This window comes from Pseudomonas sp. B6(2017), assembly GCF_002112765.1.
Classification (GTDB): Bacteria; Pseudomonadota; Gammaproteobacteria; order Pseudomonadales; family Pseudomonadaceae; genus Aquipseudomonas; species Aquipseudomonas piscis.
Genome location: NZ_NEIQ01000011.1, coordinates 1 through 19,277, shown reverse-complemented (window position 1 = coordinate 19,277; position 19,277 = coordinate 1). Strand labels below are relative to the sequence as shown.

The window sequence follows — 19,277 nt, the reverse complement described above, 5'->3', positions numbered from 1 at the left end:
AGACCTCTCCCCATTATTATTGTCAGGTCGTTCAACCTTTCAGGGCGCCTGCAGGGTCTCGCGGGTGTTCGTCCGATCCGCTCGATCGTCCTGAAACCTGCAATCTAGAGCCCCTTTGGCTGCGGGCTATCCTATCGGGCTTTGGAAACGTCTGACAATCGACGCCACGTTATCTTTTGTTAATCGCAGCCCCTCGGGCCAGGCCTGAATATTCGGGCATTCGTCGAAGTGATCGATACCCAGGCCATACCCAGGCAGCGCTCAGCGCAGCCTGCCGGGACCGAAGAGAGGGAGTGCGCAAACAAAAAGCCCGGCGCTGCCTGGGCAGCACCGGGGAGCGAAGGCACGGCAGGGTCGCCGTGCCTAGGGTCTGTTGCCGTTTCGGCGCAAACCGCGTTGCCGCGAAAAATGGCGCCAGGCTAGGCGTGGGACGCAGGCAATGGTCGTTCCCTTGCCAAGTCCCGCAACGACGCATGGCACCATTTGCCGCGCAACCCGAAGGGACGGGCCGGTTTTAGCGCGGCGCGTCGTTACTCGACCGCTCATTTGGAATGCCAAACTTCGCGTCTCGTGCCTAGCTCCGCGCTAAAACCGGCTCCGGCGCGGTCGCGGCGAAATGGCAACAGACCCTAGGGGCAGATCAGGCCAGGCTCTTGCTGACCACCTCGAACACATCGCTGGACAGCTCGCCCGAGGCGCGGATGCGCTCCAGCTCGACCTTCATCAACGCCTGCCGGGCGCTGTCGTACTTGCGCCAGCGAGTCAGAGGCGCCAGCTGGCGGGAAGCGATCTGCGGGTTGAAACCGTTGAGCTGGATCACCAGGTCCGCCAGGAAGCGGTAGCCCGAACCGTCGGCGGCGTGGAAGTTGATCAGGTTCTGGCCGGCAAAGGCCCCGATTAGCGCCCGCACCTTGTTCGGGTTCTTGATGTTGAACGCCGGGTGTTGCATCAACGCCTTGACCCGCTCCAGGCCGCCAGGCAACGGGCTGGCCGCCTGGACGCTGAACCACTGGTCCATGACCAGCGCATTGTCCTTGAAGTTTTCGGCGAACACCGCCAGGGCCTGGGCCTTCTCGGCCTCGAACGGCGAATTGACCAGCACCGCCAGGGCGGTCAGGCGCTCGGTCATGTTGTCGGCGCTGTCGAGTTGCTCGATGGCGGCCGCCAGGACCTCAGGCTTGCCGACCAGCATCAGGTAGGACAAGGCGATGTTCTGCAGCGCGCGGCGGGCGAAGTGCTCGGACTCGGCCACATAGGCGGTGGCGCGGGACAGCTCGCGATTGGCCTGGTAGCGCTTGAGCAAGGCAGCGAACAGCTGCTCGGCCAACTGCTTGCGGGCGAATTCGCGGGCCCCATGGATGGCCTCGACGTCCGCTACTTCGCTGATTTCGGTGAGGTAGGCCTCGCCCGGCAACGACAGCATCTCGGCGACCATGGCCGGGTCCAGGCTTTCGTCGGCCAGCACGCTGCCCAGGGCCGTCACCAGGCGTTGGTCCATCACCAGGGCCTGGCCCTGTTGGTGCTGGCCGATCAGCTCCTGCAGTACCTGCACCGCCAGTTGCTGGCCGGCCTCCCAACGGTTGAAACCATCGCTGTCATGCTGCATGAGGAACATCAGCTGGTCACGATCGTAGGGGAAGCTCAGCTTGACCGGCGCCGAGAAACCGCGCAGCAACGACGGCAAGGGACGCTCGGCGACGTCGACGAACGTGAAGGTCTGCTCGGCCTCGGTCACCGAGATCACCCGGGAGTTGCCCTGGGCGCTGGCCTCACCGGCCAGGCGCAGGGCGATGGCGGCGCCCTGGCTGTCCAGCAGGCCCAGTTCCACCGGGATCACGAACGGCAATTTTTCCACCTTGTCCGGCGTTTGCGGGCAGCTCTGGCGGAAGGTCAGGCTGTAGGTCTTGGCTGCGGCGTCGTAGGCCTCGCTGACCGCGAGGCGCGGAGTGCCGGCCTGGCTGTACCAGCGCTTGAACTGGGTCAGGTCGACGCCATTGGCATCTTCCATGGCCTTGACGAAGTCGTCGCAGGTCACGGCCTGGCCATCATGGCGTTCGAAGTACAGGTCGCTGCCCTTGCGAAAGCCCTCGGCGCCCAGCAGCGTGTGGATCATGCCCACTACTTCCGAGCCCTTCTCGTACACGGTCAGGGTGTAGAAGTTGGAGATCTCGATGAAGCTCTCCGGGCGCACGGCGTGGGCCATGGGCCCGGCGTCTTCGGCGAACTGGTGGGTGCGCAGGTAGGCCACGTCCTGGATGCGCTTGACCGTGCGCGAGTTCATGTCCGAGGAGAACCCGGCATCGCGGAACACCGTGAAACCTTCCTTGAGCGACAGCTGGAACCAGTCGCGACAGGTCACCCGGTTGCCCGACCAGTTGTGGAAGTACTCGTGGGCAACGATGGCCTCGACCCGCTGGTGAGCGGCGTCGGTGGCGGTCTCGGCGCGGGCCAGCACGGCGCTGGAGTTGAAGATATTCAGGCCCTTGTTTTCCATGGCGCCCATGTTGAAGTCGTTGACTGCGACGATCATGAAGATGTCCAGGTCATATTCCCGGCCATAGGTCTGCTCGTCCCAGCGCATGGACTTCTTCAGGCTGTTCATGGCGTGCTGGCATTTGTCGATGTTCTCAGGCTCGACGTAGATGCGCAGCGCTACGTCGCGACCGCTCATGGTGCAGAAGCTGTCCTCGACGCACCACAGGTCCCCCGCCACCAGGGCGAACAGGTAGGCCGGCTTCATGAACGGGTCTTCCCAGGTCGCCCAGTGCCGGCCATCTTCGCCCGGGCCGCTGGCGATCGGGTTGCCGTTGGACAGCAGCACCGGATAGCGGTGCTGCTCGGCCACCACGGTGGTGGTGAACTTGCTCATCACATCCGGGCGGTCCAGGTAATAGGTGATCTTGCGAAAGCCCTCGGCTTCGCACTGGGTGCAGAACATGCCGCTGGACTTGTACAGGCCTTCCAGGGCGGTATTGGTTTGCGGGTTGATCCTGACGCTGGTGTCCACGGTGAAGCTGGCACTGGCCGGGTGCAGGGTCAGGTGGTTGTCGTCCAGTTGATAGTCGCCCGCGCCCAGGGGCTGGTCGGCCAGGCTCACCGACAACAGCTCCAGTTGCTGGCCATCGAGCACCAGCGGCGGCAGCCCGGCGCCACGGGCCGGGTTGCGGCGCATCACCAGTTGCGCGTGGACCAGGCTGTGATCCTCGAACAACTCGAAGGTCAGGTGGGTCTCGTCGATCAGGTACTCGGGGGCCTGATAGTCCTTCAGGTAGATCATCTTCGGCTGTTCGGTGCGCATGGCGAATTCCTTCTACTGATGCACGGCCAGCTGGTAGGCCGTGTATTTGCGAATGTTGATCACGCCGGTGTCGAAGATCAGGTACTGGCCCTTGATCCCCAGCAGGGTGCCTTCGGCGATCGGATTCTTGTCCAGGTTGAAGCTGACGATCTTGGCCGGGTACTGCTCGACCGGATAGCGGATTTCCAGGGGCTCGATGTCACGCACCGGCTGGATCGCCTGCAAACCGAAACGCTCCTGCAAGGCCAGCAAACCCTCGGCGCAGGATGCGAACAGTTGCTCGCGCACCTGGACCAGGTCCACGACCTGGGCGTCACCCTTGAGCAAGGCCCGCCAGTTGGTCTTGTCGGCCACCTGGGTGCGGAACAGATCCTCGACGAAACCGGACTGCTGGCGGGTCGCCACGCGCATGATCGGCAGCGCCTGGCTGGCGCCCTGGTCGAGCCAGCGGGTGGGCAACTGGGTGGCCCGGGTGATACCGACCTTGATCCCCGAGGAGTTGGCCAGGTAGACCACGTGGTCGGTCATGCAGAACTGCTCGCCCCAGGACGGCTCGCGGCAAGTGCCGGCGTCGTAGTGGCAACGCTCCGGGCTCATGATGCAGACATCGCACTGGGCCAGCTTGGTCATGCACGGATAGCAGTAGCCCTGGCTGAAGCTGGTCTTGGTCTTGCGCCCGCAATGGGTGCAGTGGATCGCCCCCAGGTATTCCAGGCGCAGCTTGCTGCCGATCAAGGGATTGACCGGCACTTCGCTGTCGCCCAGGCGGAAGGCGTATTGCACGTTCGGCCCGTCCAGGCGGGTCGACATTTTACTGATGGAGCCGCGGCCGATCTCGATCAATGGATGGCATCCGACTTGAACAGGATGTTCGGCACGGCCTCGGCCTTGGACGAGCACTCCTGCGGGCCCATGTAGCCGGTACGTTCTTCCTCGGGCAGGTTGTGCATTTCCCAGGCGATCATGGCCTGCAGCGACAGCTCGCGCTGCTCGGGGGTGAGCTTGCGGCCATCGGACCATTTGCCGATCTCCACCGCCAGCTTCAGGCTGCGATAGATATCGGGGGTGATGTTTTCGATCATTTCGACAAAGGACGACATACAAGACTCCAGGAATTAGAGGGCCAGTTTACGGCGGCTGTACAAGCCGCCCAACAAACCGGTGAGGCAACCGACGAGCAACCCGCCGACATGGGCGGCGTTGGCGATTTCACCGAAGCCGATCATCGAGACCAGCCCGGACAGGCACAGCAGCAACCACACAAGCATCATCACCAGCACACCACGGGGCAGGCGATAAATGGGGTTGGGCGACAGCCATTGATAGATCCAGCAATGCCCCAGCAGACCGTACAGCACCCCGGACAAGCCACCGAACAGGCTGGGGCCGCTGAAATGATATTGCGCGTAATTGGAAACCAGACTGAACAACAGGGTCAGGCCCAGCAGGTTGATGCTGCCCTGGCGCAACTCGATGCGCCGCCCCAGCTCCCAGTACCACATGCCGTTCATGGCGATATGCAGGATGCCGAAGTGGATCAGCATCGGCGTCACCAGGCGCCACCACTGCCCTGCCGCCAGGCCGTCGGCCAGGGGGCGGAACTGCAGGTAGTCGCCGGCTACGCGAAAATCGAGGAAGGTGAACCAGCTCAGCACTTGCAGGTTGTCCCCCAGCAACGTGATGCCGCAGACCACCAGGCTCAGGACCAGCACCAGGGCCGTCACCGGGCTGCGCCGCAGCTGCTGGGCCAGCCCAGGTCCCTCGGGGGCAGTGGCCTGGGGAATGTCCAACTGTTGCTCGGGATCGCCCTTTGGGAAGCGCTGGTACAGGCCCAGCACATCCTGGCTGATGGACTCGGGCACCCACAGCACCTGTTCCCCGGCTTCCTCGCTGACCCGATGAGGTACCTGCATGCGTTGCAAGAGCTTGACGAAACCGCTGAGGTCGGTGGTCAGGGGCAGGCGCAAGATAGCTACCGCGCTCATCGCGACACCTCCGGCCGCTCGACGTCGACCCAGACGAACTTGTTCGGATCCAGGCGCGTTTCCTGGTCCAGGCGGTAGGCGGCGAGCTTGCCGTAGAGCACCGCGCTGTAGTCCAGGCAAGCCAGGTTGGGCCGGATCGGCGCCGGCGTACCGCTGCGCCAGTAGTGGCCGACGAACAGCAGCGGCTCCTCGACCCCGTAGCGCAGCAGGCTGTTCTTCTCGTCCCGGGACAACGGCGTGCGAGCCACCGGCTCGGGCAAAGCATCGGGCTGGAAGACGATATCGCCATAGGTCTGCGGATCGTCCTCCCAGAACTTGGTACGGAAGAACGAACGGGTCAGGCCGTCGCCGCTGGTCATGGTCAAGCCATGGGGCAGGCGCATGTCGGTGCCCCGCAACAGGCGGTCGAAGGCATTGCTGGCGAAGCTGTCAGGCAGCGCCGAGGCCTGCAGGAAGTCGCGATCGATGCAGCCGTCCGGGTAGCGCTGGCGTAGCTGGGCGATCAGCGGCGAATCCCAGCAGGCGTGTACCACCCGGAAGCGTCCGGCGTCGACGAACAACGGCATCCGGTAGAACCACTCAAGGAAATCGTGCCAGTCGCCGGGGTGCTGTTCGAACTGGGCCAGGGTCTCGTGGATCAGCCGGGCATGGCGCGGGGTGTGCTCACGCACGAACTGCTTGCCGCTGCCCTCGGCCGCCGGGGTGCTCCAGCCCAAGGCATTGAACTCGTGGTTGCCCATGATGCACAGCGCCTGGCCGGCCTCGACCATGTCGTGGACGATGTGCAAGGCCTCGCGAATCCGCGGGCCGCGATCGATAATGTCGCCAAGGAACACGGCCATGCGTGACGGGTGCCGCCAGACGCCGCCCTGCTTGTGGTAACCGAGCCGGTCCAGCAGGTGTTCGAGGGTCAGGGCACAACCGTGCACGTCACCGACCAGGTCGTAGCTACGCGCGGGATCGAGCATCAGTCGCCTCCACCACCCAGGCGGCTGCCCCAGCCGAGCTTGGTCCGGCAGACCTCGTAGTAGTTGTGGTCCAGCGGATGGATCAGGCGCAGCTTCTGGGCCTTCTTGCTCACCGTGATGGTGTCGCCCGGAGCACAGGTGAAGTGGTTCTGCCCGTCGCAGGAAACCTGCGGATAGATCTGCATATCTTTGGACACGACGATTTTCAGCTCACTGTTGCCATCGACCACGATCGGCCGTCCGGACAAGGTATGGGGGTACATCGGCACGATCACAATGGCATCGAGCTTGGGATGCATGATCGGGCCGCCGGCAGACAGTGCGTAGGCCGTGGAGCCGGTGGGAGTGGCGACGATCAGGCCGTCGGCCTTCTGGCTGCAGACGAACTGGCCGTCGATGTAGATCTCGAACTCGATCATCCGGGTCGACTTGCCCGGGTGCAGCACCACGTCGTTCAAGGCATCGCCCTGGCCAATGGCCTCGGCATGCCGGCGCACCTCGGCCTGCAGCAGGAAACGGTTCTCCACCAGGTAGTGGCCATCCAGCACCTCGGCGACCTTGATCTCCAGCTCGTCGGGACGGATATCGGTGAGAAAGCCCAGGCTGCCGCGGTTGATCCCCAGCACCGGGATATTGTGCCGCGCCAGGGCCCGGGCGGCGCCCAGCAGGCTGCCGTCGCCACCGACCACGATGACCATGTCGCAGACCTCGCCCAGCAGCTTGCGCGAAGAGGTCTGCAGGCCGTGGCCTGGCAGCACTTCAGCGATGGTGTCCTCGAGGATCACGTGCAGGTGGCGTTCGAGCAGAAACTTTTTCAGTCGGCGCACTGTGTCCAGCACCTGGGAGCTGCCCAGGCGACCGATAATGCCGATATTGCGAAATTGCTCCATGGGGCTCCTGCGGGGGTTCGGGCGAAACGGAGGATTATGGGCGAAACCCGGCGCCAGACAAAATCCTTTCAGCCATACAGGCTCGCCCGGCGCCCGGGCGGCAGGTATTTATCGCGAGCCGCCGCGGTTTGCGTCTATGCTCGCAACATGCTCCCGTTCGCCGATTTGCTCAACCTCCCCCGCCAGCTACGCCAGCCCGAAGTGCGCGATCTCGCCTGGGTGATCCTCGCCCCGCCAATGCTCAGCGCCACACCCTGGCCCCAACGCCACCCCCTGGCCGGCAGCGACTGGACCCTGGAGCCGCAACGGCTGGCCCACTGGCTGCAAGTGCAGGACCAGGACAGCAGCGCACTGCGCCAGTGGCTCAGCCGCAGCCCGACCCGGCGCCTGGGCCTGTACTACGAGCGGCTCTGGCAGTTCGCCGTGCAGCACGCCCCGGGAGTGGAGCTATTGGCGGCCAACCTGCCGATCCGTCGCGACGGCCATACCCTGGGCGAGCTGGACATGCTCCTGCGCGACCGCGACGGGGTGCACCACCTGGAGTTGGCGATCAAGCTCTACCTCGGTCCACAGCAAGGGCCCGGCGGCGATAGCGCGCAATGGCTGGGCCCGGGCTGCCACGACCGCCTGGACCGCAAGCTGGCCCACCTGGCCGCGCACCAGCTGCCGCTTTCGGCCCGGGAAGAAAGCCACGCCACCCTGGCGGCGCTGAAGGTCGGCCAACCCAGCGCCCACCTGTGGCTCGGCGGCTACCTGCTGTATTCCTGGCCGGGCCATGCCGACCCGCCCCTGGGCGCCCATCCGCAGCACCTGCGCGGGCGCTGGCTGCATCAGCGCGACTGGCCGGCGTTCATCGACAGCAGCCCGCCGGGGCGCTGGCAGCCCCTGCCCCGGCATGCCTGGCTGGCTCCGGCGCGCTACCCCGGCGAACACACCTGGAGCGCCGCCCAGTTGCAGCAATGGTTGGCCGAGCTCGACCCCATGGCCCCGGCGCAACTGCTGGTGCGCCTGCAAGAGAGCGCCGAAGGCGACTGGGTCGAGGCCGAGCGCCTGTTCCTGGTGGCCGACCCGTGGCCCGACCTGCCCGCGGCATCCCAGCCCTAGCCGGACTCAGAGCAACAGGCGCAGGGCCAGCGCCGCCAGGGTCACCAGCAGCACCGGCAGGGTCAGCACTATCCCGACCCGCAGGTAGTAACCCCAGCTGACATGAATGCCCTTGCGGTCCAGCACATGCAGCCAGAGCAAGGTCGCCAGGCTACCTATGGGAGTGATCTTGGGCCCCAGGTCGCTGCCGATCACGTTGGCGTAGATCATCGCCTCCCTGACCACGCCCGTGGCCTGGCTGGCATCGATGGACAAGGCGCCGACCAGCACTGCCGGCAGATTGTTCATCACCGACGACAAGCCCGCCGCCAGCAGCCCGGTGCCCAGCGCCGCGCCCCAGACCCCGCCGGCGGCGAAAGCGTCCAGCCAGCCGGCCAGGTGCGTGGTGAGCCCGGCGTTACGCAAGCCGTACACCACCAGGTACATGCCCAGGGAGAACAGCACGATCTGCCACGGGGCCTCCTTGAGTACCTTGCGCGTGGAAATCCTCTGGCCCCGGGCAGCCACCATCAACAACAGGCAAGCGCAGCCCGCCGAAATGGCGCTGATGGGAATGCCCAGGGGTTCCAGGGCGAAGCAGCCCAGCAGCAGGATCAACAGCACCCACCAGCCGGCGAAAAAGGTGCCGCGATCGTGAATGGCGCTCGCCGGGTCGGCCAGTTGCCGTGGGTCATAGGCCTGGGGAATGTCCCGGCCAAAGAACCTCAGCAACACCGCCAGGGTGGCGACGACGCTTACCAGGTTCACCGGCAGCATCACTGCGGCGTAGCGGTTGAAACCGATACCGAAGAAGTCGGCAGAAACGATGTTCACCAGGTTCGACATCACCAGCGGCAGGCTCGCGGTATCGGCGATGAACCCGGCCCCCATGACGAAGGCCAGGGTGGCCGCCCTGGAAAAGTGCAAGGCCAGGAGCATGGAGATGACGATGGGCGTCAGGATCAGCGCCGCGCCATCGTTGGCGAACAGCGCCGAGACCAGCGCCCCGAGCAGCACCATCCAGGCGAACAGCCGGCGGCCCTTGCCCTGCCCCCACCGCGCCACGTGCAACGCGGCCCAGGCGAAGAAACCAGCCTCGTCCAGCAACAGGCTGATGATGATCAAGGCGACGAAAGTGCCGGTGGCATTCCAGATGATCTGCCATACCACCGGGATATCGGCGAGCTGCACCGTCCCGCAGAGCAACGCCAGCAGCGCGCCGCCCATTGCACTCCAGCCCACGCCCAGCCCTCGGGGCTGCCAGATCACCAGGATGATGGTCAGCAGGAAGATCGCTACGGCAATCAGCATGTCTTGGCAGGCATCCGTGGCTCGCGGGCAAGCCCCAGGGGCAGGACTTGAGGGGGGACGTCCCGGCCTTTTCCAAAGCCGGGACCGCCGCACTGGAGGGAACTCAGGTGCGCTTCTGTTGCTCGACCCACTGGCCGAAGGCGTTGATGAAACCCTGGAGGAATGGCCGGGTGGCCTCCGCCAGCTTGCCGGACTCATCGAATGCGGAACCGGCGCCGCCCATGTAGGCCTCGGGCTGCTGCATGCACGGCACATTCAAGAAGACCAGGGACTGGCGTAAATGATGGTTGGCGCCAAAACCGCCAATGGCCCCCGGGGACACACTGATCACCGCCCCCGGCTTGCCGCTCCAGTTGTTCTTGCCATAGGGGCGCGAGCCGACGTCGATGGCATTCTTCAGCACCGCCGGCACTGAACGGTTGTACTCGGGAGTCACGAACAGCACCGCATCGGCCTCGACGATCCGTTGGCGAAACGCAACGTAGCTGGCCGGGGGAGTCGCCTCGATATCCTCGTTGTAGAACGGCAAGTCGCCGATCTCGACAATGTTCAGCTGGAGATTGGCCGGGGCCAGCTCAGCCAGGGTCAAGGCAACCTTGCGGTTCAGGGACTGCTTTCTCAAACTGCCGACCAGTACTGCAACCTTGTAGACATTGCTCATTGGAGTTTCCAACCGTTGGCTTGGGGGAAGTGCTAGTTATAGATGAGCCAAGGCGTACTCTGCTACCCCGACGCCAGGCGCTCTTTAATATTTTTTCCCCTGGGTAAAACTTCCGCCCGGTCCCCCGGGTCTACAGCACCGAAATTTGCGTGTTCTATCTCCAGAGGCTCTAAAAAGATGGCAGAAGTACTTGTCGGACAATTCCATGCAAGAGATGCCGAGGGGCGGGTGTATTCCGTCCATGAATTCCAGGAATCCATGCCAGCACAAGATGGCGAGGCCAGCGCGGAACCCGTGACCACCTACCGCCTGGCCATCGGCGATCGGGTGCGCAAGCTCGACGACAACAACTTCCTGCTGGTGCAACTGGACGTGACCCTGGTACGCGAACCCGACTCTCCCGTGACTTCCTGACCTGCGCCCCCTCCTCCCGCGCCGGGCGTTCGCCCCCGCCTGCCACTGCGACAACCGCTACAGATTCCGGGCGCGGACTTGGAGTAGGATTCGACGCTTGCGTCCCTAACCGGCTGGATATGGATTTCAAGCATGCGTTTACGTCATATCGAAGTGATTCAGGCGCTCCTGCAAACCGCCCACCTGGGCAGTGCCGCCCAATTGCTGGAATTATCGGTGGCCGAAGTCGAGGCCCTGCTGCGCGATGCGGAAAGCCAGCTGGGCTTCATGTTGTTCGCCAGTGTACGCGGACGCCTGCAGGCCACCCGCGAAGCGCGGGAGCTGCAGGGCGCAATCACCCGGGTCTATGACGCCTTCGAACCCGTGCAACGCCTGGCCGACAGCCTGAGGTTCCACCAGGCGCCGCCTTTGCGCATCGTCGGCACCGCCCCCTTGGTCCAGCAGCTGTTGCCCCAATGCATCGCCGCCCTGCGCCGGCGCTTCGCGGATACGCCATGCAGACTCCTGTGCCAGAGCACCCGCGAGATCATCGACAGCCTGCTGTTGCGCGATTGCGACCTGGGCCTGAGCCTGCATGACCCCGAACATCCGGACATCCACAGCCAGGCCCTGGCCCAGGGCAAGCTGTTCCTGCTGGCGCCCCATGGCTGGTTGCAGGCCAAGCAGAAATACGTATCCCTGCAGGACCTGGCCGGCCAGGCCATGGTTGGCCTGGAAGGACACGACCCGCTGAGCGCGGTCCTGGCCGGCAAGTTGCAGAACCTGCGGCCCAGCCCGGTGATCCAGACCCGGGTCCAGACCTACCAGATGATGCGCAGCCTGGTGGAAGCCGGCGAAGGCCTGGCCATCGTCGACCCGTTCACCGCCGCCGGGGCCCGGGGCTCGGGACTCGACATCAGCCCCTTGTCGCCACCCGTGGGCGTCACCCTCTACGCCTTGCGCCGCCAGGGCAGCGACAGCTCGCCCCTGCTCAATGCCCTGCTGGAATTGCTGGCCGAACAAGCCACGGCGTTGCTGGCAGGCTAGGCTGGCTCTTCGGCGAACAGCAGGTACCAGAAGATCGCCGTTTCAGCGGTCTGCGGATCGATGCCGCGATAACGCAAATGATCCACGCCGCCCACCACGTAGCCGCAACGCTCGTACAACCGGCAGGCGCCAAGGTTGTTGTTCTGGGTTTCCAGCATTACCCCCGGCAGGCCCTTCTTGCGGCTCCAGAACTGCGCCACCTCCAGCAGGGCCCTGGCCACCCCATGGCGCCGCGCCGGGGCATGCACCGCCAGTTCATCGATATGGCCATAACCGTTCCAGTTGGTGCTGACCACCACATGCCCCACCGGATGCCCATCCAGGTAAGCCATGAACACCTCGCTGCCCGGAGCATCGCGGTAGCTGCTGAACTCCTCCGGGTCGATGCCGTAGCACTTGCGATAAGGCACCACCTGGCGCAATGGCCAACTGGCCACTGCCACGTCGCGTTCGGCCTCGGCGTAGGCCTCGACCTGGAAACTGAAATCGCTGTCGTTGACATAGGCCGCGAACCCGGCATCGGCGACACGGACCGCGAGCCCCGGATGCGGGCAGAATGCTGGCTGCATGGGTACTGCTCTCCTCACTCCCGGACGCAATCGACGGTGTACTGCCGGCCATTGCCCAGGTCCTCATGTTGCAGGCCGTGCACATCGGCGACGAACCCGGGGAAGCGACTGTCGAAATCCCGGGCGAACGCCAGGTAGTCGATGATCGAACGGGTGGACTCGGTAAAACGTTCGCCGGGCATGATCAATGGGATGCCCGGCGGATAAGGCACCAACATCACTGCGGCGATGCGGTCCTGCAACTGATCGATGGACACCGCCTCGACATCGCCGCGCACCAGGTGGTCATAGGCATCGGCGGGTTTCATCGCCACCTCCGGCAGCACCGTGTACATGCGCCGCAAATGCTTGGCGGTGGCGTTGCTGCGATAGCAGGCATGCAACTGGTCGCACAAGTCTTGCAGGCCCATGCCCTGGTAGCGCTGCGGGTCCTGGCTGGCGACGCTGGGCAGGCAGCCGGCCAGACTGGCATTGGCGTCGTAGCTGCGCTTGAACTCCAGCAACTCGGTGAGCAAGGTGCTCCACTTGCCCTTGGTGATGCCCATGGAGAACAGCACCAGGAACGAATACAGGCCGGTCTTCTCCACCACCAGCCCACGCTCCCAGAGGAACTTGCTGACCACCGCCGCCGGAATCCCGCGCTCGCTCAAGGCGCCACCCGCGGTCAGGCCGGGCATGACCAGGGTCACCTTGATCGGGTCGAGCAGCACGTAGTCGTCGGTGACACCGGCAAAGCCGTGCCACTCGCCCTCGGGCTCCAACAGCCAGTCGACGGTGCGTACCTGGTCGATGCCCTCGACCCGCTCCGGTTGCCAGACCGAGAACCACCAGTCATCGGCGGCGATGTTCTGCCGCAGGTTGGCCAGGGCGCGGCGGAAGCTCAGGGCCTCGTCGAACATTTCTTGCAGCAACGAGCGGCCGGCCGGCCCCTCCATCATCGCCGAGGCCACGTCCAGCGAAGCCATGATGCTGTACTGCGGCGACGTGGAGATGTGCATCATGAAGGCTTCGTTGAAACGATCACGATCCAGTTGCCGGGCCCCGCCGTCCTGCACATGGATCATCGACGCCTGGCTGAAGGCGGCCAGCAGCTTGTGGGTCGAGTGGGTGGTGAACACCAGCGGGCTGTCGGCCGAACGCGAGGTGCCCATGCCGTAGCGACCGGCGAAAAATTCGTGGAACGCCGCATAGGCGTACCAGGCCTCGTCGAAGTGCAGCACCTCGACGCTGTTGCCCAGGCTCTGCTTGATCAACTCGGCGTTGTAGCACAGGCCGTCGTAGGTCGAGTTGGTGATCACCGCCAGCTTGACCTTGGGTGCCCGGCCGCGGGTCAGCGCACTGGCGTCGATCTTGGCCCGGATCGACTCGACGCTGAACTCGCTCAGCGGGATCGGGCCGATGATCCCCAGTTCGTTGCGTTCCGGGCACAGGTACAGCGGGATCGCCCCGGTCATGATGATCGAGTGCAGCACCGACTTGTGGCAGTTGCGGTCCACCAGCACCAGGTCATCGCGACCGACCATGGAATGCCAGACGATCTTGTTGGCCGTGGAGGTGCCATTGATCACGAAGAAGGTGTGGTCGGCGCCGAAATTGCGCGCCGCACGGGCCTCGGCTTCCGCCAGGGGCCCGGTATGGTCGAGCAGCGAGCCCAGCTCCGGCACCGATACCGAGAGGTCCGAACGCAGGGTGTTCTCACCGAAGAACTGGTGGAACGCCTGCCCCACCGCACTCTTGCGATAGGCCACGCCACCACCGTGGCCCGGGGTGTGCCAGGAATAGTTGGAGTCGGCGGTGTGTTGCACCAGGGCCTTGAAGAAGGGCGGCAACAGGCCATCCAGGTAACCCCGTGCAGCACGGGCCACTTGCCGGGCCAGGAACGGCACGGTGTCCTCGAACAGGTAGAGGATGCCGCGCAGCTGGTTGAGTTCGCTCATGGCATCGGCGGGAGCGTTTTCCAGGGTCACCTGCTCGCCCAGGGCGAAGATCGGCAGCAGCGGCGCCCGGACCCGGGCCAGGCGAATCAACTCCACCATGTTCTGCAGCAGGTGAGTGTTCTCCCCCGCCCCCTCGGCGGCGATCAACATGCAGGCCAGGCCGTGATGGGTGGAGGCCACCAACCGGCCCTCGGCATAGTCCACCGCGGAAAAGATGCTGAAGCCATCCTTTTCCAGCTCCCGGGCGATGCCCCGCACCCGATCCCCCGCGACCGTATCGGCCTTGATATCACGGTGCACGATCAGGATCGGAAACTGCAGGTCTTTATACATGGGGCGGGAAGTCCTGATGCGACGGGTTGGCCCCGCCAATGGACTCAGGGTAGAAGCTGCACGGCTGGCGTGTCACCCCGGGTGGGGACACCTTGTAACAAAACGTCGCACTGGAACAACAACCGGCTGGAGCCGCTGCCGCGCCCAAGAGGCTGCGACAGCGGCTACAGGCTCAATGCTGGGTTTCGAGCAGTTGGGTCCAGAGCGCCGGGCCGCCAGCGGATTTGGCGATGGCTTCCAGGCGGGCCTGGTGCTCGGCCAGCTCGGCCTCACTGGCCATGATGATCCGTCCACGCGGACGGTCGGCTGCCAGGCGGCGGATCGCCGAAGCCCGGGCGCCGCCCTCGCCCGTACCACCATCGGCGCCATTGCCGGCCAGGGACAAGCTGGTCTGGCCGCCGGTCATGGTCAGGTAGACGTCGGCGAGGATCTCCGAGTCGAGCAAGGCGCCGTGCAGCTCACGGCCGGAGTTGTCGACGCCATAGCGCTTGCACAAGGCGTCGAGGCTGTTGCGCTGGCCCGGGTGCCGCTCGCGGGCCATCAGCAAGGTATCGAGGATGCTGCAATGTTGGGTGATGTCGGCCCGCTCATGCTGGCCCAGCAAGGCGAATTCGTTGTTGATGAAGCCAACGTCGAACGCCGCGTTGTGGATGATCAGCTGCGCGCCCTTGATGAATTCGAAGAACTCATCGGCCACTTCGGCGAAACGCGGCTTGCCCACCAGGAATTCGTTGGTGATGCCGTGGACGCCGATGGCGCCCTCGTCGCTCTCGCGATCAGGTTGCAGGTAGACGTGGAAGTGACGCCCGGTCAGGCGTCGGCCAATCAACTCGACGCCACCGATTTCAATGATCCGGTGGCCGTCGGTCACCGGCATACCGGTGGTTTCGGTATCGAGGACAATAGATCTGTTGGCCATCAGTGGTCAGTTCTCAATCTGGCAAAGGGCGGGATTTTAGCACGCCCCGCCCGGGGACGGCGCACAGGCGCGGCAAGGCCGGCCCAGCGCACATGAGTGCAGCGAACGGCAGGACGACAGCCATCAGGCCTTGTTGCCACGGACCTCGTCCACGCCGCGGTTGGCCAGTTGGTCGGCACGCTCGTTGCCATGGTGCCCGGTATGGCCGCGTACCCATTGCCAGGTGACCTGATGCCGGTTGACCTGCTCGTCCAGCTGTTGCCACAGGTCGGCGTTCTTCACCGGCTCCTTGGCAGCGGTCTTCCAGCCCCGCTTCTTCCAGTTGACCATCCACTCGGTGATGCCCTTCATCACGTACTGCGAGTCGGTGATCAGCTGTACGTCGCACTGGCGCTTGAGTTCCTGCAGGCCGCGAATCGCTGCCAGCAGCTCCATGCGGTTGTTGGTGGTATTGGCCTCGCCACCCCAGAGCTCCTTCTCGACGCCCTTGCACACCAGCAGCGCGCCCCAGCCACCCGGGCCGGGATTGCCCTTGCAGGCACCGTCGGTAAAGATTTCTACGCTATCGCTCATCCACGCCTTCCATCAAAATTGCCATTGCCCCGCCAGCCACGGCCGACAGGGCCAAGACCGGGCAGGCCCGGCCGATCTATATAAAGAGAGAATTGCAGCAGTTGTTCAGGGCTCGCTATTGCGCCGGTTGACCTTGGCCATGGGCAGTGGCACCAGCTTGCCCACCGGCTCGCGCCGGACCTGGCGTACCGGGCGCAGGCCCACGGCGATCTTGCGCGCCACCAGCAGGTAGAAACCACCACCCGATAGCTGCCATTTGCCGGCCCGGCGCTCCCAACCGGCCAGCCGCGCCTGCCATGCCTGCGAAGCAAGCGGCGGACGATAGCACCCGAAGCGCCGTTTCTCCAGCGCGAAGCCCAGCAGGTTGAGCCAGTCGCCGACGCGCGAGGGCGCGATGCAACGGGCCTGGCGCAAGCCGTCGTGGGCGAACGCCCGGCGCAGGCCCCAGGTACTCCAGGGATTGATCCCGACGATCAGCAGGTGGCCACCCGGACGCACGCTGCTGGCCGCCTCGCGCAGCAGGCCATGGGGCGACAGCGAAAAATCCAGGCCATGCTGCAGCACCACTACATCGGCAGCATGTTCGCTCAGGGGCCAGGCCTGCTCCTCGCAGACGATCTCCACCCCCGGCAACGGCGCTCCCAGGCGAACGTTGCGCTGGACCTGGGGCGCCGCCGGCGGGGTCTGCGCCGAAGGGCCGTAGTGCACCAGGTAACCGCCGAAGAAGCGCCCCAGTTCTTCTTCGAGCATGCGCCGCTCTTCATCCAGCAGCAATTGCCCCAGCGGCCCGGACAGCCAGTCCCGGGCCGTGCTGATCAGGGCCAGCCAGTCGGGATCTGCCTGAGCGAAGGCTTTATCGGTCATTGCATTCTCCAACACGCCAGGAAGTTCTAAGATGCGCCATTGTTTTCCCCTTGGCGAATCCGAAGATGATACAGATCAGTGCCCTGCCCGCCTTCACCGACAACTACATCTGGTTGTTACAAGATCATCGCAGCCAACGCTGCGCCGTCGTCGACCCGGGGGATGCGGCACCGGTACTGGCCTGGCTGGAACAACACCCGGACTGGCGCCTGAGCGACATCCTGGTGACCCACCACCACCACGACCACGTCGGCGGCGTCGAGCGCTTGAAACAGCATAGCGGCGCCACGGTCTACGGCCCGGCCCGGGAGAAGATCCCCGCCCGCGACGTGGCCCTGGACGATGAAGACCAGCTCAACATCCTCGGCTGGGACTTCCTGGTCCTGGCGGTACCCGGCCATACCCTGGGGCATATCGCCTACTACCACCGGGGCCTGCTGTTCTGTGGCGACACGCTGTTCGCCGCCGGTTGCGGTCGCCTGTTCGAGGGCACCGCCGAACAGATGCACCAGTCCCTGGGCCGCCTCGCGGCGCTGCCGGACGACACCCTGGTCTACTGCACCCACGAATACACCTTGGGCAACCTGCGCTTCGCCCAGGCCGTGGAGCCGACCAACCCAGAGATCGCCCAGCGCCTGGAAAAAGTCGCGCGCCAGCGCGAGCAAGGCCTCATGACCCTGCCATCGACCCTGGCCCTGGAGAAGTCGACCAACCCTTTCCTGCGTACCGGTGAAACATCCGTTAAACAAAAAGCGGACGAACGGAACGGCCGGGATACCCCGTCGCAGAGTGCGGTTTTTGCGGCTTTGCGGGCCTGGAAAGATAAATTCTAAGAACCCCGGCATTGGCATAGAAATTCTGAATGGTTGACCGCTCTTCGGGTGCTTTCTAGAATCGCCCGACATTTTTGCCCGGAACTAACTTCCAGCCAATGTCGTCATTTATTCGTTACGCCATCAGTTCAGACGCATTGACGCGCTTGGCCCAGGCCATCGCGGTAGCTGTGTCAGCGACTCTTGCGGGCTGCCAAAGCACCGGTCACGTCCCGCAGACTGAAGCCACACACACTCCGAATCTCAACGCCCGCATCAAGCAGAAACCCATCTGGCTGGGCACCCAGCCCAGCCCGCAAGTCCCCCAGGACGTCTGGGAACGCATGCGCCAGGGCTTCCAGTTGCAAGAGAACCTGGGCGTCAACCCGCGCATCGAGCAACAGCGCCTGTGGTTCGCCAGCAATCCGTCCTTCCTGCAGAACGCCAGCGAGCGCGGCAGCCTTTATATCCACTACATCGTCGAGCGTCTTGAAGAGCGCAACATGCCGCTGGAGCTGGCCCTGCTGCCAGTGATCGAAAGCGCCTACAACCCGCTGGCCTATTCCCGGGCCGATGCCGTGGGCCTGTGGCAATTCGTCCCGGCCACCGGTCGCTCCTTCAACCTGCGCCAGACCCGTTTCTACGATGGCCGCCGCGACATCACCGCCTCGACCACCGCGGCCATGGACTACCTGACCCGCCTGCATGACATGTTCAACGGCGACTGGCTGCTGGCCCTGGCGGCCTACAACGCCGGCGAAGGCACCGTCAGCCGGGCCATCGAGCGCAACGAGAAGCTCGGCCTGCCCACCGACTACTGGAACCTGCCGCTGCCATCGGAAACCCAGGCCTACGTGCCCAAGCTGCTGGCCCTGTCCCAGGTGGTGCTGGCCCCCGAGGCCTACGGCATCAACCTCAACCCCATCGCCAACGAACCCTACTTCCAGGTGGTGGAGATCAACCAGCGCATGGACCTGTCCAAGGTCGCGGCGGTGGCCAACATCGACGAGGACGAGCTGTTCCAGCTCAACCCGGCGTTCAAGCAGCGCACCACCATCGACGGTCCGCAGCACTTGCTGGTACCCACCTCCAAGGCGCAGTTGCTGACCACCAGCCTGTCGACCATGAAACCTGAGGAACTGATCAGCAAGCGCTCGCTCAAGGCTGCGTTCGCCAGCGACGAAGGCCGCGACTCGCTGCGCAAGCGGGTCTACAAGGTCAAGCGCGGCGACAACCTGGCGCTGATCGCCAAGGCCAACAAGATCGGGGTCCAGGACCTGCAGCGCTGGAACAAGCTCAGCGGCAAGAACCTCAAGGTCGGCCAGACCCTGGTCCTGCAGGACGCGCGCCAGGCCGTCGGCAAGAAGACCACCGTGGCCGCTACCCAGAAACGCAAGTCGACCCAGTACAAGGTCAAGCAAGGCGATTCGCTGTACATGGTGGCCAAGCGTTTCAACGTCGAGATGCAGCACCTCAAGCGCTGGAATCCACGGGCCGGCCAGGCCCTCAAGCCGGGCCAGACGCTCACCGTCTACCTGCCGCACTGAGTGCCGACGAGGCCTGCCGGTGTCAACACCGGCAAGCCCTGCGCCTGAGCTTCCCGGGGCATCCGGCAATACCGACCCGCCCCGCCC

18 protein-coding genes are annotated in these 19,277 nt (G+C 64.6%); 5 read left to right on the top strand and 13 right to left on the bottom strand.

All coding sequences use genetic code 11. From position 1 onward, the window contains the following. Window positions 1-640 precede the first annotated feature (640 nt). The 6 genes from pepN to CAG11_RS19300 are packed head-to-tail and all read right to left on the bottom strand — an operon-like array spanning window position 641 to window position 7,141. Window positions 641-3,298, bottom strand: coding sequence for an aminopeptidase N (gene pepN, locus CAG11_RS19325; RefSeq protein WP_085597479.1), 2,658 nt, complete (start codon window positions 3,296-3,298; stop codon window positions 641-643). Window positions 3,299-3,310: 12 nt separating this feature from the next. Continuing rightward, window positions 3,311-4,141, bottom strand: coding sequence for a DUF2797 domain-containing protein (locus CAG11_RS19320; protein ID WP_085597478.1), 831 nt, complete (start codon window positions 4,139-4,141; stop codon window positions 3,311-3,313). After that, the gene (locus CAG11_RS19315) at window positions 4,138-4,398 is read right to left on the bottom strand and encodes a YeaC family protein (RefSeq protein WP_085597477.1); all 261 of its coding nucleotides are present in this window, start codon (window positions 4,396-4,398) and stop codon (window positions 4,138-4,140) included. Before CAG11_RS19315 ends, CAG11_RS19320 begins: the two co-directional genes overlap by 4 nt. Window positions 4,399-4,413: 15 nt before the next feature. Then, the gene (locus CAG11_RS19310; RefSeq protein WP_085597476.1) at window positions 4,414-5,283 is read right to left on the bottom strand and encodes a rhomboid family intramembrane serine protease; all 870 of its coding nucleotides are present in this window, start codon (window positions 5,281-5,283) and stop codon (window positions 4,414-4,416) included. Continuing rightward, window positions 5,280-6,254 carry a metallophosphoesterase gene (locus tag CAG11_RS19305; protein WP_177409137.1) on the bottom strand — a complete coding sequence of 325 codons (975 nt, stop codon included), beginning with the start codon at window positions 6,252-6,254 and terminating at the stop codon, window positions 5,280-5,282. The genes CAG11_RS19310 and CAG11_RS19305 overlap by 4 nt, the downstream gene beginning before the upstream one ends. Further along, window positions 6,251-7,141 (bottom strand): NAD(+) kinase, encoded by an 891-nt coding sequence (locus tag CAG11_RS19300; RefSeq protein ID WP_085597474.1) that lies wholly within the window; start codon window positions 7,139-7,141, stop codon window positions 6,251-6,253. The genes CAG11_RS19305 and CAG11_RS19300 overlap by 4 nt, the downstream gene beginning before the upstream one ends. 147 nt (window positions 7,142-7,288) lie before the next feature. Between CAG11_RS19300 and CAG11_RS19295 the strand changes: the two genes are divergently transcribed. Then, on the top strand, window positions 7,289-8,245 hold the full coding sequence (locus CAG11_RS19295) for a DUF1853 family protein (protein ID WP_085597473.1): 957 nt from the start codon (window positions 7,289-7,291) through the stop codon (window positions 8,243-8,245). 6 nt (window positions 8,246-8,251) lie between these two features. Here CAG11_RS19295 and CAG11_RS19290 read toward each other — a convergent pair whose 3' ends face one another. Continuing rightward, a complete protein-coding gene (locus CAG11_RS19290; protein ID WP_085597472.1) occupies window positions 8,252-9,535 on the bottom strand; it encodes an arsenic transporter in 1,284 nt (427 codons plus the stop codon). 103 nt (window positions 9,536-9,638) lie between these two features. Further along, entirely contained in the window at window positions 9,639-10,196 is a 558-nt protein-coding gene (locus CAG11_RS19285) for an NADPH-dependent FMN reductase (RefSeq protein WP_053130426.1), read from the bottom strand. A 177-nt stretch (window positions 10,197-10,373) separates the two neighbouring features. Between CAG11_RS19285 and CAG11_RS19280 the strand changes: the two genes are divergently transcribed. Next, window positions 10,374-10,610 (top strand): hypothetical protein, encoded by a 237-nt coding sequence (locus tag CAG11_RS19280; protein WP_085597471.1) that lies wholly within the window; start codon window positions 10,374-10,376, stop codon window positions 10,608-10,610. Between the two features lie 132 nt (window positions 10,611-10,742). Beyond that, complete coding sequence (locus CAG11_RS19275; protein WP_085597470.1) at window positions 10,743-11,636, top strand: LysR family transcriptional regulator; 894 nt, start codon at window positions 10,743-10,745, stop codon at window positions 11,634-11,636. Here CAG11_RS19275 and CAG11_RS19270 read toward each other — a convergent pair. The 5 genes from CAG11_RS19270 to CAG11_RS19250 all read right to left on the bottom strand — a co-directional run bounded on the left by CAG11_RS19270 (window position 11,633) and on the right by CAG11_RS19250 (window position 16,831). Next, complete coding sequence (locus tag CAG11_RS19270) at window positions 11,633-12,205, bottom strand: GNAT family N-acetyltransferase (RefSeq protein WP_085597469.1); 573 nt, start codon at window positions 12,203-12,205, stop codon at window positions 11,633-11,635. The two genes, CAG11_RS19275 and CAG11_RS19270, sit on opposite strands and share 4 nt — an antisense overlap. Window positions 12,206-12,219: 14 nt before the next feature. After that, window positions 12,220-14,475: an arginine/lysine/ornithine decarboxylase gene (locus CAG11_RS19265; protein WP_085597468.1), complete on the bottom strand. Its 2,256-nt coding sequence runs from the start codon at window positions 14,473-14,475 to the stop codon at window positions 12,220-12,222. Window positions 14,476-14,647: 172 nt separating this feature from the next. Beyond that, complete coding sequence (dnaQ, locus tag CAG11_RS19260; RefSeq protein WP_085597467.1) at window positions 14,648-15,394, bottom strand: DNA polymerase III subunit epsilon; 747 nt, start codon at window positions 15,392-15,394, stop codon at window positions 14,648-14,650. Window positions 15,395-15,517: 123 nt separating this feature from the next. Further along, window positions 15,518-15,967 carry a ribonuclease HI gene (gene rnhA, locus CAG11_RS19255; protein WP_085597466.1) on the bottom strand — a complete coding sequence of 150 codons (450 nt, stop codon included), beginning with the start codon at window positions 15,965-15,967 and terminating at the stop codon, window positions 15,518-15,520. A 105-nt stretch (window positions 15,968-16,072) separates the two neighbouring features. After that, window positions 16,073-16,831, bottom strand: a complete 759-nt coding sequence (locus CAG11_RS19250) for a class I SAM-dependent methyltransferase (protein ID WP_085597465.1) — start codon at window positions 16,829-16,831, stop codon at window positions 16,073-16,075. 65 nt (window positions 16,832-16,896) lie between these two features. Between CAG11_RS19250 and gloB the strand changes: the two genes are divergently transcribed. Both gloB and CAG11_RS19240 read left to right on the top strand, forming a co-directional pair. Then, window positions 16,897-17,664 (top strand): hydroxyacylglutathione hydrolase, encoded by a 768-nt coding sequence (gene gloB / locus CAG11_RS19245; RefSeq protein ID WP_053131383.1) that lies wholly within the window; start codon window positions 16,897-16,899, stop codon window positions 17,662-17,664. A 98-nt stretch (window positions 17,665-17,762) separates the two neighbouring features. Then, on the top strand, window positions 17,763-19,190 hold the full coding sequence (locus CAG11_RS19240) for a transglycosylase SLT domain-containing protein (RefSeq protein WP_085597464.1): 1,428 nt from the start codon (window positions 17,763-17,765) through the stop codon (window positions 19,188-19,190). Window positions 19,191-19,277: the final 87 nt, after the last annotated feature.

Bases quoted from the DNA above. Each gene is read 5' to 3' on its own strand.
- CAG11_RS19280 (WP_085597471.1), top strand. From the start codon at position 10,374: ATGGCAGAAGTACTTGTCGGACAATTCCATGCAAGAGATGCCGAGGGG.
- CAG11_RS19240 (WP_085597464.1), top strand. From the start codon at position 17,763: ATGTCGTCATTTATTCGTTACGCCATCAGTTCAGACGCATTGACGCGC.
- gloB (WP_053131383.1), top strand. From the start codon at position 16,897: ATGATACAGATCAGTGCCCTGCCCGCCTTCACCGACAACTACATCTGG.
- CAG11_RS19285 (WP_053130426.1), bottom strand. From the start codon at position 10,196: ATGAGCAATGTCTACAAGGTTGCAGTACTGGTCGGCAGTTTGAGAAAG.
- CAG11_RS19265 (WP_085597468.1), bottom strand. From the start codon at position 14,475: ATGTATAAAGACCTGCAGTTTCCGATCCTGATCGTGCACCGTGATATC.
- pepN (WP_085597479.1), bottom strand. From the start codon at position 3,298: ATGCGCACCGAACAGCCGAAGATGATCTACCTGAAGGACTATCAGGCC.
- CAG11_RS19300 (WP_085597474.1), bottom strand. From the start codon at position 7,141: ATGGAGCAATTTCGCAATATCGGCATTATCGGTCGCCTGGGCAGCTCC.
- CAG11_RS19310 (WP_085597476.1), bottom strand. From the start codon at position 5,283: ATGAGCGCGGTAGCTATCTTGCGCCTGCCCCTGACCACCGACCTCAGC.
- CAG11_RS19315 (WP_085597477.1), bottom strand. From the start codon at position 4,398: ATGTCGTCCTTTGTCGAAATGATCGAAAACATCACCCCCGATATCTAT.
- CAG11_RS19250 (WP_085597465.1), bottom strand. From the start codon at position 16,831: ATGACCGATAAAGCCTTCGCTCAGGCAGATCCCGACTGGCTGGCCCTG.
- dnaQ (WP_085597467.1), bottom strand. From the start codon at position 15,394: ATGGCCAACAGATCTATTGTCCTCGATACCGAAACCACCGGTATGCCG.
- rnhA (WP_085597466.1), bottom strand. From the start codon at position 15,967: ATGAGCGATAGCGTAGAAATCTTTACCGACGGTGCCTGCAAGGGCAAT.
- CAG11_RS19290 (WP_085597472.1), bottom strand. From the start codon at position 9,535: ATGCTGATTGCCGTAGCGATCTTCCTGCTGACCATCATCCTGGTGATC.
- CAG11_RS19275 (WP_085597470.1), top strand. From the start codon at position 10,743: ATGCGTTTACGTCATATCGAAGTGATTCAGGCGCTCCTGCAAACCGCC.
- CAG11_RS19295 (WP_085597473.1), top strand. From the start codon at position 7,289: ATGCTCCCGTTCGCCGATTTGCTCAACCTCCCCCGCCAGCTACGCCAG.
- CAG11_RS19270 (WP_085597469.1), bottom strand. From the start codon at position 12,205: ATGCAGCCAGCATTCTGCCCGCATCCGGGGCTCGCGGTCCGTGTCGCC.